At 52.8% G+C, this 15,033-nt stretch carries 11 protein-coding genes; 6 read left to right on the forward strand and 5 right to left on the reverse strand.

Annotated features, from left to right (window positions below):
• Positions 1-27 precede the first annotated feature (27 nt).
• Positions 28-1,932, reverse strand: coding sequence for an ABC transporter ATP-binding protein (locus tag HGO41_RS02465; protein WP_013574867.1), 1,905 nt, complete (start codon positions 1,930-1,932; stop codon positions 28-30).
• A 5-nt stretch (positions 1,933-1,937) separates the two neighbouring features.
• Complete coding sequence (gene rlmKL / locus HGO41_RS02470) at positions 1,938-4,058, reverse strand: bifunctional 23S rRNA (guanine(2069)-N(7))-methyltransferase RlmK/23S rRNA (guanine(2445)-N(2))-methyltransferase RlmL (RefSeq protein ID WP_013574866.1); 2,121 nt, start codon at positions 4,056-4,058, stop codon at positions 1,938-1,940.
• A 110-nt stretch (positions 4,059-4,168) separates the two neighbouring features.
• On the opposite strand from rlmKL, the gene HGO41_RS02475 reads away from it, so the two are divergent.
• On the forward strand, positions 4,169-5,272 hold the full coding sequence (locus tag HGO41_RS02475) for a YcbX family protein (RefSeq protein WP_013574865.1): 1,104 nt from the start codon (positions 4,169-4,171) through the stop codon (positions 5,270-5,272).
• Between the two features lie 30 nt (positions 5,273-5,302).
• Here HGO41_RS02475 and HGO41_RS02480 read toward each other — a convergent pair whose 3' ends face one another.
• Together HGO41_RS02480 and pyrD are read right to left on the reverse strand one after the other, a co-directional pair.
• The gene (locus HGO41_RS02480) at positions 5,303-5,851 is read right to left on the reverse strand and encodes a cell division protein ZapC (RefSeq protein ID WP_013574864.1); all 549 of its coding nucleotides are present in this window, start codon (positions 5,849-5,851) and stop codon (positions 5,303-5,305) included.
• Positions 5,852-6,035: 184 nt separating this feature from the next.
• Positions 6,036-7,046: a quinone-dependent dihydroorotate dehydrogenase gene (pyrD, locus tag HGO41_RS02485; protein ID WP_013574863.1), complete on the reverse strand. Its 1,011-nt coding sequence runs from the start codon at positions 7,044-7,046 to the stop codon at positions 6,036-6,038.
• Positions 7,047-7,361: 315 nt separating this feature from the next.
• On the opposite strand from pyrD, the gene ssuE reads away from it, so the two are divergent.
• Genes ssuE through ssuB form a run of 5 tightly spaced genes read left to right on the forward strand, consistent with a single transcriptional unit; the run spans position 7,362 to position 11,732 of the window.
• On the forward strand, positions 7,362-7,943 hold the full coding sequence (gene ssuE / locus HGO41_RS02490; RefSeq protein ID WP_013574862.1) for an NADPH-dependent FMN reductase: 582 nt from the start codon (positions 7,362-7,364) through the stop codon (positions 7,941-7,943).
• Between the two features lie 18 nt (positions 7,944-7,961).
• On the forward strand, positions 7,962-8,936 hold the full coding sequence (locus HGO41_RS02495; RefSeq protein WP_250980735.1) for a sulfonate ABC transporter substrate-binding protein: 975 nt from the start codon (positions 7,962-7,964) through the stop codon (positions 8,934-8,936).
• 59 nt (positions 8,937-8,995) lie between these two features.
• Positions 8,996-10,150, forward strand: a complete 1,155-nt coding sequence (ssuD, locus tag HGO41_RS02500; RefSeq protein WP_013574860.1) for an FMNH2-dependent alkanesulfonate monooxygenase — start codon at positions 8,996-8,998, stop codon at positions 10,148-10,150.
• 11 nt (positions 10,151-10,161) lie between these two features.
• Positions 10,162-10,953: an aliphatic sulfonate ABC transporter permease SsuC gene (gene ssuC / locus HGO41_RS02505; RefSeq protein ID WP_013574859.1), complete on the forward strand. Its 792-nt coding sequence runs from the start codon at positions 10,162-10,164 to the stop codon at positions 10,951-10,953.
• Complete coding sequence (gene ssuB / locus HGO41_RS02510) at positions 10,950-11,732, forward strand: aliphatic sulfonates ABC transporter ATP-binding protein (protein ID WP_013574858.1); 783 nt, start codon at positions 10,950-10,952, stop codon at positions 11,730-11,732. Before ssuC ends, ssuB begins: the two co-directional genes overlap by 4 nt.
• Before the next feature lie 75 nt (positions 11,733-11,807).
• Here the strand turns inward: ssuB and pepN are convergent, their stop codons facing one another.
• On the reverse strand, positions 11,808-14,423 hold the full coding sequence (gene pepN, locus HGO41_RS02515) for an aminopeptidase N (RefSeq protein WP_166860068.1): 2,616 nt from the start codon (positions 14,421-14,423) through the stop codon (positions 11,808-11,810).
• Positions 14,424-15,033: the final 610 nt, after the last annotated feature.

Here is a 15,033-nt window from a genome sequence, read left to right on the forward strand (position 1 = left end):
TATCCGGTTGCCAATCATGAGGCAGTGTTAAGCGTTCTTCTGCGCTTCCAGCGCTTCCCAACGTTCAAACGCCTGCTCTAACTCAAGCTCTGCGGCAGCGAAAGCGGTGAGCACCTGCTGCGTTTCTTCATGAGGAAGGGTGAAGAAATTCGCATCGCTCATTTGCTGTTGCAAGGCACTGATTTTTTCTTCCAGAGTGCTGATTTGCGAAGGCAATTGTTCCAGCTCACGTTGCTGATTATAGCTGAGCTTATTCGCGGTGCGTTTGGCCGGTTCTGCTTTAGGTTGTGCAGCGGGTTTATTTTCCGTGGTCACCGCCTGACGGATTGGCTTCTGGTTGCGGCGCTGATGCTGTGCATCATGGTAACCACCGACATAGCTGTTGATCACGCCATCGCCTTCATAAATCCAGCATTCGGTTGCCGAGTTATCAACGAATTCACGATCATGACTCACCAGCAGTACCGTGCCCTGATAGCTGTCGATCATCTCTTCCAGGAGTTCAAGAGTTTCCACATCCAGGTCGTTGGTCGGTTCATCGAGGATCAACAGGTTGCTTGGGCGCAGGAATAATTTTGCCAGCAGAAGGCGGTTACGTTCGCCACCTGACAGCGCTTTCACCGGTGTCATGGCACGTTTCGGGTGGAACAGGAAATCCTGCAGGTAGCCCAGTACATGGCGTGCACGGCCATTGACCATCACTTCCTGCTTACCTTCGGCCAGGTTATCCATCACCGTACGCTCAGGATCCAGCTCAGCACGGTGCTGGTCGAAGTACGCCACTTCCAGTTTAGTACCGCAGTGAACACGGCCGCTGTCTGCCTGAATCTTACTTAACATCAGTTTCAGCAACGTCGTTTTACCACAACCGTTCGGGCCAATCAGCGCAATTTTATCACCACGCATGACTTGCGCAGAGAAGTTGCTCACCAGTTGTTTTCCGGCAATGCTGTAATAAACGTCTTCCATTTCAAAGACAATCTTGCCTGAACTCGCGGCTTCGACCACCTGCATTTTGGCGGTGCCCATCACTTCCCGGCGATCGGAACGCTCTTTACGCAGGGCTTTCAGAGCGCGTACGCGGCCTTCGTTGCGGGTACGGCGGGCTTTGATACCCTGACGGATCCACACTTCTTCCTGCGCCAGTTTTTTATCAAACTCGGCGTTCTGCAGTTCTTCAACGCGTAAGGCTTCTTCTTTTGCCAGCAGATAGGCTTCGTAATTACCTGGATAAGACACCAGTTTGCCGCGATCAAGATCGACAATGCGCGTCGCCATATTGCGGATGAAAGAACGGTCATGGGAAATGAAGATAATGCTGCCCTGGAATTCCTTCAGGAAATCTTCCAGCCACGCGATACTTTCGATATCCAGATGGTTCGTCGGTTCATCGAGCAGCAGAATATGCGGCGCGCTGACCAGAGCACGGCCCAGCGCCGCTTTACGCAGCCAGCCGCCGGACAGGGATTTCAGCTCTGTATCTGCATCCAGACCCAGCTTCAGCAATACTTCGTTGATACGGCTGTCGAGCTGCCACAGGCCCTGATGATCGAGGATCTCCATCACCTGAGCCAGTTTGTTCATGTTCTTTTCGCTCGGGTCGGTTTCAACCAGATGCGAAATCGCGTGATACGCCTTCAGATGTTCAGCCTGCTCGAACACACCTTCGGAGACGAAATCAAACACCGTACCTTCGACATTGCGCGGCGGATCCTGTTGCAGACGCGCCACAATCAAATCCTGCTCATACACGATACGCCCGTCATCGAGCGGCACTTCGCGGTTCAGGATCTTCATCAGCGTCGATTTACCGGCACCGTTACGGCCAACCAGACAGACACGCTCATTCGGCTCGATGTGTAATTCGGTGTTATCCAACAGCGGCGAGTCACTGAATGACAGCCAGGCACCTGACATACTAATTAACGACATAAACTTTATTTTTCCTCGCCGGCATGGGACAGCAGCCAGCAGTTATGAATCTGACGATTACGGGCGAAATCCTGTGACAGGGTTTGGCTGGTGATTTCTTTCGCGCTCAGCCCCAGTTTACTCAGTCCGTCGAGATCCATCTGGAAACCGCGCTTGTTGTTGGAGAACATAATGGTGCCGTTGCGACGTAAAATGCGTTTCAGATCTTTCATCAGAGCCAGATGATCACGCTGTACGTCAAAACTTTCGGCCATACGTTTCGAGTTGGAGAACGTCGGTGGATCGATAAAGATCACATCAAACTGTTCGTCACACATGCCCAGATATGACAGGCAATCCGCCTGGATAAGTCGATGCTGACGGCCGGTCAGATCGTTGGCACGCAGGTTCTTTTCCGCCCATTCCAGATATGTGCGGGACATATCTACCGTGGTCGTGCTGCGCGCGCCGCCCAGGCCAGCATGAACACTGGCGGTACCGGTGTAAGCAAACAGGTTAAGGAAGTCTTTACCTTTGCTCATTTCACCCAGCATTTTGCGGGCGATGCGGTGATCAAGGAACAAGCCGGTATCGAGATAATCCGTCAGGTTAACCCACAGTTTAGCGTTGAATTCCTCAACCAGCAGGAACTCACCTTTCTGCGCCAGTTTCTCGTACTGACTGGTGCCTTTCTGGCGCTCACGGGTTTTCAGGATCAACTGGCTGGATGAAATATCCAGTACAGACAGGGTGGCGTTTATCACGTCAAACAAGCGCTGACGGGCTTTTTGTGCATCAACCGTTTTTGGCGGCGCATATTCCTGCACCACCACTTTGCTGCCATAGCGGTCAACCGCAACGTTATAATCCGGCAAATCGGCATCATACAGGCGATAGCATTCAATGCCCTGCTGTTTGGCCCATTTTTCCAGTTTTTTGACGTTTTTACGCAGGCGGTTAGCGTAATCTTCCGCCATTTGCGTACCGGCCGCACCCGTCGGGTTTTCTGCCAGCTGATAGTTTTTCTGCACACATTCCAGCGGGCCGTTTTTAGCTTTGAACTGGCGCTCAGCACGCAGTTGCAGGCAGCTCAGCAATTCCGGTGACGCACTGAACAGCGACAACTGCCAGCCACCAAATTTGGTCTTCATGATGCGGCCGAGCATGTTATGCAACGCAATCAATGCCGGTTCGCTTTCCAGACGCTCGCCGTATGGCGGGTTGCTGATGACCGTACCCACCGGGCCTTCCGGCAGCGGATTCACCAGTTTCCCAACTTCTGAGGCTTCAAAGCTGATCAGTTCCGCAACACCAGCGCGACGGGCGTTCGCACGCGCCATCTCAATCACGCGACGGTCGATATCAGAACCGAAGAAACGGGACGTGGTTTCCTGCACCGCACGGCGGGTACGAACCTGCGCTTCTGCGGTCAGTTCGCGCCACAGTTCAGCGTCAAATTTATTCCAGCCGGTAAAGCCCCAGTGCTGACGATGTAAGCCAGGCGCGCGATCGGCAGCGATCATTGCCGCTTCAATCAGCAATGTCCCGGAACCACACATCGGATCGACCATCGGTGTGCCCGCCTGCCAGCCGGAGCGCATTACAATCGCTGCTGCCAGGTTTTCTTTCAGCGGCGCCTGACCGGTCAGATCGCGGTAGCCGCGCTGATGCAGGCCTTCGCCGCTGAGATCCAGCGCGACGCTGGCGGTATCACGTTGCAGGAAGACGTTTACGCGGATGTCGGGCTGCTGTTTCGCCACATTCGGACGTTCGTCCATTTTGCGGGTAAAGCTGTCGACGATGGCGTCCTTCACTTTCAGTGCACCGTACTGGCTGTTACGGATTTCGTCATTCAGGCCGCTGAAATGCACAGCGAAGGTTTTTTCCACGCCAAAAACGGCCGGCCAGTCGATCGCCATCACGCCAAGATAAAGATCCAGATCGCTGTGAACTTTGAATTCGTTCAGCGGCAACAGGATGCGCGAAGCCAGACGGCTCCACAATAAGCTGCGGTACAGCAGGCGATCGTCACCTTCAAAATGCACCCCTCCCTGCACAACTTTACAGGCTTGCGCGCCCAGCGTTTCCAGTTCGCTTTTTAACAGTTCTTCCAGTCCACGCGCCGTGCTGGCAAACAAAGAGTTCATATCGACATATCACCAAAAATAAAATTGTTGCGCATTATAGCTAATCCCCGCCTCTTGTCATAAAGTCTCTGGTTCTTCTTAAGACTTTACACTCTGAGAGGCAGTCTTCAGTGCCCATTCTTTCACGTTTATTTGTTCACCCGGTCAAATCCATGCGCGGCCTGCAGGTTTCATACTCGCTGGTGACAGCAACCGGCCTGGCGTTCGATCGCCAGTTTATGATTACCGATCCGCAAGGCATGTTCATTACAGCCCGCCAGTATCCGAACCTCGTTCTGTTCACGCCGGTTTTGTTGCCCGATGGTCTGATGATCTCCGCGCCCGAAGGCGAAAGCATCACAGTCAAATTTCGTGATTTCGCAGGCGTTCACTCGCCGACGGAAGTCTGGGGCAATCAGTTTACCTCACTCATCGCGCCGGAACCCGTAAATCGCTGGTTAAGTGGCTATTTAAAGCGTGACGTTCAACTGCGCTGGGTTGGCGATGAACCGACGCGCCGGGTAAAAAAACATCCGGAAGTGCCGCTGTCGTTTGCTGACGGATTCCCGTATCTGCTGATCAATGAAGCCTCAATGCAGGATTTACAGCGCCGCTGTCCGGGCGGTGTCAGGATTGAGCAATTCAGGCCGAACATCGTGGTCAGCGGCGCACAAGCCTATGCCGAAGACAGCTGGCAGACGATCCGCATCGGGGAAGTGATTTTCGATCTGGTGAAACCTTGCAGCCGCTGTATTTTTACCACAGTCAGTATCGAAAAAGGTCGCAAACATCCGCGTGGCGAACCGTTGAAAACATTGCAGGGCTATCGTACCGCCAGCGACGGCGATGTCGATTTCGGTCAGAACATGATTGCCCGCAACAGCGGCGTGATCCGCGCAGGCGACAGCGTTCAGGTGCTGGCAACCAGGCCACCACGGCCTTACTGCGCGGGCGATATCATTGAAAATGTGGAAGCGCCAAAAAGCACCGCGCAGGACGTCCGCATTAATTATCAGGGAACGCAGTTTACCGGCAACAATCAGCAGATTTTGCTCGAGCAGCTGGAATTGCAGGGATTACGTATCCCCTATTCCTGTCGTGCAGGAATTTGTGGCGCGTGCAGGATGATATTGAAAGAAGGAAAAGTGGCACCGCTGAAAGAGAGTGCAGTGGGAAAAGATGGAACGATATTAGCGTGTAGTTGTATTCCGGCTACGGATATCGTGCTCGGCTAGAGGTGTATTTAATGAGGATCAGGCAGGAAACTAAACTGCCTGATCGTAAACATCATCCCTGTCAACGCGGAATGCTGCTGGCATTAGCCGGTCATGCATCACTTTAATAGCATCCCCCAGCACCATGCCGCGCCCTGCGACCGTCAGCCGTTCCTGCGCCAGCAGGCACAGACTGGCATTATCACCGGATTCCACCACCAGTAATGTCGCCTGTTCACCGCTTTCCATCACCTGCACCTGAGCAAGCTGACCATTAGCAGGCTGGAAAGGACGCATCTGCTGACTGAAATGCCAGCTCTTCGGCATCAGCGGTTTTAAAAAACGATAAGCGACTAAGGCATTCAGAACTAATTCAGCGCGTTGTTCAGCTGCGAGACGAATATGTTTGCACTGTTCTTCAAAATCAAAATACAGCGCCGCATCATCGACACAAAATGACATATTTCCGAAAGCATCAGGAGTTAACATTTTGGCGGGAAAACGGGAACGGAAAATCATGCCATTGGCGAGGTCCAGCATAAGCCGGTCATGTTCTGTATCAAAATACCAACGCCAATTATCATCTGGTTTAATTTTCATTTCGTCATCCTGTTTACCCTCATGCCCTCTGCCTGACTTCATTACCGGCTAATCTGTAAGAATAGATTTTTCAGTAACGAAACGATATCAGACAAATCCTGAGCCTGAATTACGGCCAGTGGACAAAATATAGACGAGCCGGGTTAATAAATAAACCCCTGACTCGTCTTCAGGATGAAAAATATTAGATATGGGTAACAATATCTTTGATCAGACCCGGACCTTTAAAGATAAAGCCGGAATAGATTTGAATTAAGGAAGCGCCTGCGGCCATTTTCTCACGGGCCGCCGTTAATGAATCAATACCGCCAACACCAATAACCGGCAGACGCCCTTGTAATTCATGAGAGAGCATGCGGATAATTTCTGTGCTGCGCAGCTGCAACGGGCGCCCGCTCAGACCACCAACCTGTTCGCAATAATTTAGCCCCTGAACCAGTTTACGATCGAGTGTGGTATTGGTCGCAATCACGCCATCCATATTATGGCGCACTAAACTGTCGGCTATTTGGATCAATTCTTCCTCAGAAAGATCCGGTGCGATCTTCACCGCAACAGGCACATATTTCTGATGGCGTTGCTGTAACTCAAGCTGCTTATTCTTAATCGCTGCCAGCAAATCATCCAGCGCTTCACCGTATTGCAGTGAACGTAATCCCGGCGTGTTAGGTGATGAAATATTCACCGCGATATAACCGGCGTACGGATATACTTTTTCCATACAGGTCAGATAATCGTCTGCGCCGTGCTCAACAGGCGTATCTTTATTCTTGCCAATATTAATCCCCAGAATGCCGCCAAAATGTGATTTTTTGACATTATTCACCAGATTATCCACGCCATGGTTATTGAAACCCATGCGGTTAATCAGGCCTTCAGCTTCCACAATACGGAATAAACGCGGCTTATCATTACCGGCCTGCGCACGCGGGGTCACAGTACCGACTTCAATAAATCCAAAGCCCATTGCGCCCAGCGCATCAATACATTCGCCGTCTTTATCCAGGCCTGCGGCCAGTCCCAAAGGGTTCTTAAAGGATAATCCCATGCAGTTTACCGGTTTGGTGGGCACTGACTGGCGGATCAAGAATTCAAACGGGGTGCCGGAAATGCGGCTCAACTGACGAAAGGTTAACTCGTGGGCGCGCTCTGGATCGAGCTGAAACAGTGCTTTCCTGACAAGAGGATAATACATGGAGACTCCTGGATTCCCGGTGGCTAGACGGGGCGGTATTATCGACTAAGCGCCGCTTAATTGGAAACGATAACCGGTATATTGGCCGAATAATTGCTTCGCTGCGCAAACGATTACTTTTTTGTTACCTTTAATTCACTTTTATTTCCTTTCCCCCCATCGCCCCGCAGCACACCCGACACGTGCTTTATCTGTTTTGAAACTTTCCATAGCCAAAATTGAGATTTCCGCTGCGCCGCCTCTGCCTGCTAGGTTTACCTCACTTCGTTAAGAAAAATGATAGTTCTATAACAGATTGTTATAAGGAATAAGCAAATGCGTGTAGTGACTCTGGCAGGCAGTCCGCGACAACCCTCCCGCTCCTCTTCCCTGCTGGCACTCAGCCACCAGTGGCTGGCGAGCCGTGGCGTTGAAGTCTTTACCTACAATATTCAGGATTTTTCAGCAGACGATCTGCTTTTCGCTAATTTTGGCAGCCCGCAACTCAAGCAACTGAATGCTGAACTGGCGAGTGCGGATGGCCTGATCGTCGCCACACCAGTGTATAAGGCGTCTTTTTCCGGCGCACTGAAAACCCTGCTCGATTTACTGCCAGAACGCGCGCTCGACCATAAAGTGGTGTTGCCACTGGCTACAGCCGGATCTATCGGCCATATGCTGGCCGTCGATTACGCCCTAAAACCGGTACTCGCCTCGCTGAAAGCACAGGAAGTTTTGCAGGGCGTTTTCGCAGATGACAGCCTGATCACCGATTATCAGACGTTCCCTGCGAAGCTGGCCCCCGCACTGGAAGAGCGTTTGATCGAATCTCTGGAAAACTTCTACCTGGCGCTGAGCCGCCGCCGTCCGCAGCTTCCGTCTGTTGCATCCCTTTCTGCGCAAGCACTGCGTGTCTGACTTTAAAAGGAATTAATCATGCCTGCTTCTTTCTCTTTATTACGCCGTATCCCGGTTGTGGCCAGCCTGCTGACCAGCCTTTTCCTGAGCGGCACCGCAACGGCTCAGGAAAAGGATCCGGCGCAATTACGTATTGCCTATCAGAAAGGATCTGTCGGACTGGTGCTGGCGAAATCACACCAGTTACTGGAAAAACGTTTCCCGGACACAAAAATAAGCTGGGTAGAATTCCCTGCCGGGCCGCAAATTCTTGAAGCGCTGAACGTCGGAAGTATTGATCTGGGCGGTACCGGTGATTTGCCGCCGTTGTTCGCGCAGGCAGCGGGGGCAGATTTGTTGTATATCGGCTCTGAACCCCCGAAACCGAAAGCAGAAGTGATTCTGGTCGACAGCAACAGTCCGATCAAAACCGTCGCAGATCTCAAAGGTCATAAAGTCGCTTTCCAGAAAGGCTCCAGTTCGCACAACCTGCTGTTGCGTGCCCTGCAACAGGCGGGCCTGAAATTCAGCGATATCCAGCCGGTCTATCTGACCCCTGCCGATGCACGGGCCGCATTCCAGCAACATGATGTGGATGCCTGGGCTATCTGGGATCCGTATTATTCGGCCGCGCAAGTTCAGGGTGATGTGCGCGTTCTGACCGACGGCTCGACGCTCCACCAGACGGGCTCCTTCTATCTGGCACCGAAAAAATACACCGAGGCCAATCCTCAGTTCATCCGTCAGGTTCTGGAAGTGTTAACGCAGGCGAATGCGCTGACCAAAACTGACCGTGAACAAAGTATCAAACTGCTTTCTCAGTCGATGGGGTTACCGGAAAAAGTGGTCGCCTCTTATCTGGATCATCTGCCGGATATGCCTATCACGCCGGTCAGTGCGGAAACAGAAAAGCGCCAGCAGCAAACCGCCGATTTGTTCTATCAGAACCATATTTTGCCAAAGCCGGTTGAAATTAAAGACCGCATCTGGAAACCAGCCGTACAAGCTAACTGAACATCCATTTAGCCGCCGCTGAGCGGTAACGAATCGCACACTTTGAGAGGAACACAACGATGAGTCTGAACGTATTCTGGTTTTTACCTACCCACGGCGACGGCCGCTATTTAGGCACAGAAGAAGGTGCCCGCGTGGTCGATCACGGCTATCTTCAGCAGATCGCGCAAGCGGCTGACCGTTTAGGTTTTGGCGGCGTGCTACTGCCAACGGGTCGTTCATGCGAGGACTCATGGCTGGTAGCGGCTTCCCTGATTTCTGTCACACAACGTCTGAAATTCCTGGTGGCGCTGCGTCCCGGCATTATTTCTCCGACACTGGCAGCCCGTCAGGCAGCAACACTCGACCGGCTTTCCGGCGGTCGTGCACTGTTTAATCTGGTGACCGGTGGCGATCCGGCTGAACTGGCGGCTGAAGGTTTACACCTCAATCATAAAGAACGTTATGAAGCGTCGGCGGAATTTACGCGTATCTGGCGTCGTGTTCTGGAAGGTGAAACCGTCGATTACGAAGGCAAACACATTCAGGTCAAAGGCGCGAGCCTGATGCATCCACCGGTTCAATACCCCCGCCCGCCGCTGTATTTCGGTGGTTCTTCCGACGAAGCGCAGGATCTCGCCGCCGAGCAGGTGGAACTTTATCTGACCTGGGGCGAACCTCCGGCGTTAGTGAAAGAGAAAATTGAACAGGTGCGTGCCAAAGCTGCCGCGCAAGGCCGCACCGTGCGTTTCGGCATTCGTCTGCACGTGATTGTGCGTGAAACCACCGAGGAAGCCTGGCGTGCTGCCGACAAACTTATCGCCAACGTGGATGATGAAACTATTCAACGCGCGCAGGCGGCTTTCGCTAAAACCGACTCTGTCGGCCAGCATCGTATGGCGGCATTGCACGGCGGCGACCGCAACAAGCTGGAAATCAGCCCGAATCTCTGGGCCGGCATTGGTCTGGTACGCACCGGAGCCGGGACAGCGCTGGTGGGCGATGGCCCGACCGTCGCCGCGCGTATGCAGGAATATGCTGATCTGGGCATTGATACCTTTATTTTCTCCGGTTATCCGCATCTGGAAGAAGCGTACCGCGTCAGCGAACTGCTGTTCCCGCATCTGGAACTGGCGAAACCGGAAGATGACAATACTGTGAAGAAAGCCATTTTGCCACGTGGCGAGCTGGTCGCTCATGACTTTGCGACCAAACGCACCGCCAGTCAGCACTGAGGAGAATACCGATGACAACGACACAACGCTGGCTGAACCGCGCTGCTCCCTGGGTAGTGCCGGTGGTTCTGATCGGTGGCTGGCAGCTGGCTGTCGAAGCGGGCTGGTTATCCAACCGCATTCTGCCCGCTCCCAGCGCAGTGGTGGAAGCCTTCTGGACACTGGCGAAGAGTGGCGAGCTGTGGCAGAACCTGAAAATCAGTACCTTCCGCGCTCTGATTGGTTTCGCTATCGGCGGCAGTCTCGGCTTGCTTCTCGGCTTTATTACCGGGCTTTCCCGCTGGGGCGAACGTCTGCTCGACAGTTCTCTGCAAATGCTACGAAACATTCCGCATCTGGCGCTGATCCCGCTGGTGATCCTGTGGTTCGGCATTGATGAATCCGCCAAGATCTTCCTGGTGGCGCTGGGAACGTTGTTCCCGATTTATCTCAACACTTACCACGGCATCCGCAATATCGACCGCGGTCTGCTTGAAATGTCGCGCAGTTACGGGCTTTCCGGTTTCCCGCTGTTTATTCAGGTGGTATTACCGGGCGCGTTGCCATCAATTATGGTCGGCGTCCGATTTGCGCTGGGGTTCATGTGGCTGACGTTGATTGTGGCCGAAACCATTTCCGCCAACTCCGGGATTGGTTATCTGGCGATGAATGCCCGCGAGTTTTTACAAACTGACGTCGTGGTTGTCGCCATCGTGCTTTACGCCATTCTTGGCAAACTGGCCGATGTCCTTGCCCGCCTGCTGGAAAGTGTCTGGCTGCGCTGGCACCCTGCATATCAGAAAAAACAAGGAGATGCCGCATGAACGCCCCCGCACGTATTCCGCAAGGCACGCCGGTGACACTGTCCGGCATCACCAAAAAATACGGTAACCGCGCCGTGCTGAACGATATCAATCTGCGCATTCCGCCCGGCCAGTTTGTAGCCGTCGTCGGGCGCAGCGGTTGTGGCAAAAGTACCCTGCTGCGTTTGCTGGCCGGGCTGGAAAAAACCACTCAGGGCGAACTGCTCAGCGCCAGCGCACCGCTGAGTCAGGTGCGCGAAGATACGCGTCTCATGTTTCAGGATGACCGACTGCTGCCATGGAAAAAGGTGATTGATAACGTGGGATTGGGCCTGAAAGGCCAGTGGCGTGAAGCCGCACAAGCTGCACTGGAAGAAGTCGGGCTGGCAGATCGTGCCGACGACTGGCCGTCAGCATTATCCGGCGGACAGAAACAACGCGTGGCACTGGCGCGTGCATTAATCCACCGCCCTCGCCTGCTGTTACTGGATGAACCGCTGGGCGCACTGGATGCCCTGACGCGCATCGAGATGCAAAGCCTGATCGAGCGTTTGTGGCAGCAGCATGATTTCACCGTGCTGCTGGTGACGCACGATGTCAGTGAAGCGGTGACCGTCGCTGACCGTGTGATCCTTATCGATCAGGGGCAGATTGGCATGGATTTAACGGTTGATTTGCCACGTCCGCGTCGTAAAGGTTCTGCGCGACTGGCGGAGCTGGAAGCCGAAGTGCTGGAACGCGTGCTGACGCCACAGCCTCCACACACGGTGGCGCAGGAAGCAAAACGCGCGCAAAACTGATCTCTCTGTTCAGCGAACACAAAACGAAAAAAGGGCGATGTTTCCATCGCCCTTTTGCTTTGCGGTTGATTGCGATTACGCATCTAACGCTTTGGTAATTTTCTCGAACAAATCACCGGACAGATTTTCCAGCCCTTTCAGCTGTTGCAGCGCCTGACGCATCAGCGCCTGACGGTTCTGGTCATAGCGTTTCAGGCGGATCAACGGCTCGATCATACGTGCCGCTACCTGCGGGTTACGGGTGTTAAGATCGGTGAGCATTTCAGTCAGGAACTGATAACCGCTGCCATCTGCGGCATGGAATGCAGAAGGATTTGCAGACGCAAAAGCACCGATTAATGAACGGACCCGGTTCGGGTTGCCCATGCTGAATGAACGGTGGTTCAGCAGTGAACGGACTTTCTGCAATACATCGGCTGCCGGGCTGGTCGCCTGCTGGATAAACCATTTATCCATCACCAGACCGTCGTGATGCCAGCGCTCATCGTAAGCCGCCATCAGGGATTCACGGCAAGGCAGTTGCGCGGAAACCGCCGCAGACATCGCCGCCAGAGAATCCGTCATGTTATCAGCCTGCTCAAACTGCGCTCTGACAAGTTGATCTGCCAGCGTCACATCGGCAAAGGCCAGATAATGCAGGCAGGTGTTACGCAGCGAACGTTTACCGATATCTTCATGCACGACACGGTATGCAGGCAGACGGTTAGCGTTGTAAACCGCCAGGAATTCATCCGCCATTTCGGTTGCCAGACAACGGGTGATCGCATCGTGAACAGCGCTGATCGCTTCAGGATCGATAATATCGAACAGTTCAGCAATTTCATTTTCAGACGGCAGAGTCAGAATCTGCGACGCCAGCGCCGGATCAATGTTCTCATCCAGCAATACCGCCCGGAACGCATCTGCCACATGCAACGGCAGGGACAATGGCAGTTTCTGCTGATGACGCGCTACGTTCAGTTTGATGTAAATTGCCAGCAGGCTTTGTGCCGCATCCCAGCGGGCGAAATCATTACGCGCGTACTTCATCAGGAAAGTCAGCTGATGATCGCCCCATTTGTAATCGAGTTTCACCGGTGCGGAGAATTCACGTAGTAAGGAAGGCACCGGCGGATATTCCACGTCGTCAAACACAAACGTCTGCTCAGCTTCAGTCACGTTCAGCACGTTACTGACCGTCTTACCCTGTTGTTTCAGCGCAATCACATTGCCCTGCGGGTCATACAGTTCAATATCCAGCGGGATATGCAGTGGCAGCTTTTCAGTCTGATCAGGCGTCGGCGGGGTTTTCTGGCTGACAGTCAGGGTGTATTGCTGTTTTTCCACGTCATAGTCGTCGCGCACGGTCAGCACTGGTGTACCAGACTGGCTGTACCAGCGACGGAACAGGGAAAGATCGACGTTTGAGGCATCTTCCATCGCCTGTACAAAATCGTCACAGGTTGCCGCGCTGCCATCATGACGCTCGAAATACAACTGCATGCCAGCCTGGAATTTCTCTTCACCCAGCAAAGTGTGCAGCATGCGAATAACTTCTGAACCTTTCTCGTACACCGTCAGGGTGTAGAAGTTATTCATTTCAATGACTTTTTCCGGACGGATCGGGTGCGCCATCGGGCTGGCATCTTCAGAGAACTGCGCACCACGCATGACACGTACGTTATCGATGCGGTTAACTGAACGCGAGCCCAGATCAGAGCTGAATTCCTGATCGCGGAATACGGTCAGGCCTTCTTTCAGGCTCAGCTGGAACCAGTCGCGGCAGGTCACTCGGTTGCCGGTCCAGTTATGGAAGTATTCATGGCCGATCACCGCTTCGATACCAAGATAATCTTTATCGGTGGCGGTTTCGGCTTTCGCCAGCACGTATTTGGAGTTAAAGACATTCAGGCCTTTGTTCTCCATCGCGCCCATGTTGAAGAAATCAACGGCGACAATCATAAAGATGTCGAGGTCGTATTCCAGATTAAAACGGGTTTCGTCCCATTTCATGGACTGCTTCAGGGATTCCATCGCCCAGCCTGCACGATCCAGATTGCCACGATCGACAAACAGTTCGAGCGCTACATCCCGGCCGGAACGGGTTTTGAAGGAATCGCGCAACACATCAAAATCACCCGCGACCAGCGCAAACAGGTAGCAAGGTTTCGGGAACGGGTCCTGCCATTTGATCCAGTGTTTGCCGCCTTCCAGCTCACCCTGATCAATACGGTTACCGTTTGACAGCAGATACGGATAGCGGGCTTTATCCGCCACAATGCGGGTCGTGAAACGCGCCAGCACATCCGGACGATCCAGATAATACGTAATGTGGCGGAAACCCTCGGCTTCACACTGCGTACAAAGCGCTTCACCGGAAAGATACAATCCTTCGAGCGCAGTGTTTTTTGCCGGATGAATTTCATTAACAATCGCCAGTTCAAAGGCTTCCGGCACACCGGTAATTTCCAGTGCGCCTTCTTTTAACTGATATTTTGGCCAGTCCTGGCCGTTAACCTTCAGGCTAATAAGGGTCAGGTCTTCGCCGTTGAGCACCAGCGGCGCGCCCTCTGCGCCCTGTCGTTTAATCTGACTGACCGCAGTCACAAGGGTCTTCTGTGCATCAAGCTCGAAATTAAGGTCAATGTCCGTGATGGTATAGTCCGGCGCACGATAATCGTGGCGGAACTTGGCTTGTGGCAGTTGAGTCATAAAAAACCTTTTGACGTGTTGGTGGTTAGTAGTGATGGCGATATTGATTGATGAAGCAGGTTTTGCAAGTCAGCGAATCGCTGCACAGCACACCGGACGACCTTCATACTTTTTATCTTTAAACTCTACCACAGGCATCAGGAAATCCCAGATTGTTGCCAGTTTGTGAGTGCGTATGCGCACCTTTCAACCAAAACACAGAAATTTCTGTAAAACAGCGGGTTTGGCGCATCCGGCAAAAACACAACCGTCACGGACAGCTTGTCGTATGGCTTCATGGTATTCACATACTGGTCGTGATGCGGGTGATCGGTATTTGGGGCAAAAAAAACCTGAATCACTCTCGAAAACATCAGTTCGTTTACTATCGTGAACAAACGTAGCGAAATGAACATAAGAAAACCGGGGTTTAATCGCCCCCAATTTTTTCTTCCTTAATGTCAGATTGATTAAATTTATGTAATCAATTCGTGCTTTTTTTACGCCGGAAAATCGCCAGCCTGCCCATATTTCCTACATTTAAGCACATTTAGACCTCGACCATTCCCCGACAATTATGATGTGATGAGGGTTCTTTGACGGGATAATACGGTATACTTCACAGACTTTG

Origin of the sequence: Rahnella sp. CG8, assembly GCF_023701875.1 — a bacterium.
Lineage (GTDB): Bacteria > Pseudomonadota > Gammaproteobacteria > Enterobacterales > Enterobacteriaceae > Rahnella > Rahnella aceris.

What these genes read in the sequence shown, in the direction of transcription:
- HGO41_RS02480 (WP_013574864.1), bottom strand. Translation starts at nt 5,851, where the DNA reads ATGAAAATTAAACCAGATGATAATTGGCGTTGGTATTTTGATACAGAA.
- ssuB (WP_013574858.1), top strand. Translation starts at nt 10,950, where the DNA reads ATGAACGCCCCCGCACGTATTCCGCAAGGCACGCCGGTGACACTGTCC.
- pyrD (WP_013574863.1), bottom strand. Translation starts at nt 7,046, where the DNA reads ATGTATTATCCTCTTGTCAGGAAAGCACTGTTTCAGCTCGATCCAGAG.
- pepN (WP_166860068.1), bottom strand. Translation starts at nt 14,423, where the DNA reads ATGACTCAACTGCCACAAGCCAAGTTCCGCCACGATTATCGTGCGCCG.
- rlmKL (WP_013574866.1), bottom strand. Translation starts at nt 4,058, where the DNA reads ATGAACTCTTTGTTTGCCAGCACGGCGCGTGGACTGGAAGAACTGTTA.
- HGO41_RS02465 (WP_013574867.1), bottom strand. Translation starts at nt 1,932, where the DNA reads ATGTCGTTAATTAGTATGTCAGGTGCCTGGCTGTCATTCAGTGACTCG.
- ssuD (WP_013574860.1), top strand. Translation starts at nt 8,996, where the DNA reads ATGAGTCTGAACGTATTCTGGTTTTTACCTACCCACGGCGACGGCCGC.
- HGO41_RS02495 (WP_250980735.1), top strand. Translation starts at nt 7,962, where the DNA reads ATGCCTGCTTCTTTCTCTTTATTACGCCGTATCCCGGTTGTGGCCAGC.
- ssuC (WP_013574859.1), top strand. Translation starts at nt 10,162, where the DNA reads ATGACAACGACACAACGCTGGCTGAACCGCGCTGCTCCCTGGGTAGTG.
- ssuE (WP_013574862.1), top strand. Translation starts at nt 7,362, where the DNA reads ATGCGTGTAGTGACTCTGGCAGGCAGTCCGCGACAACCCTCCCGCTCC.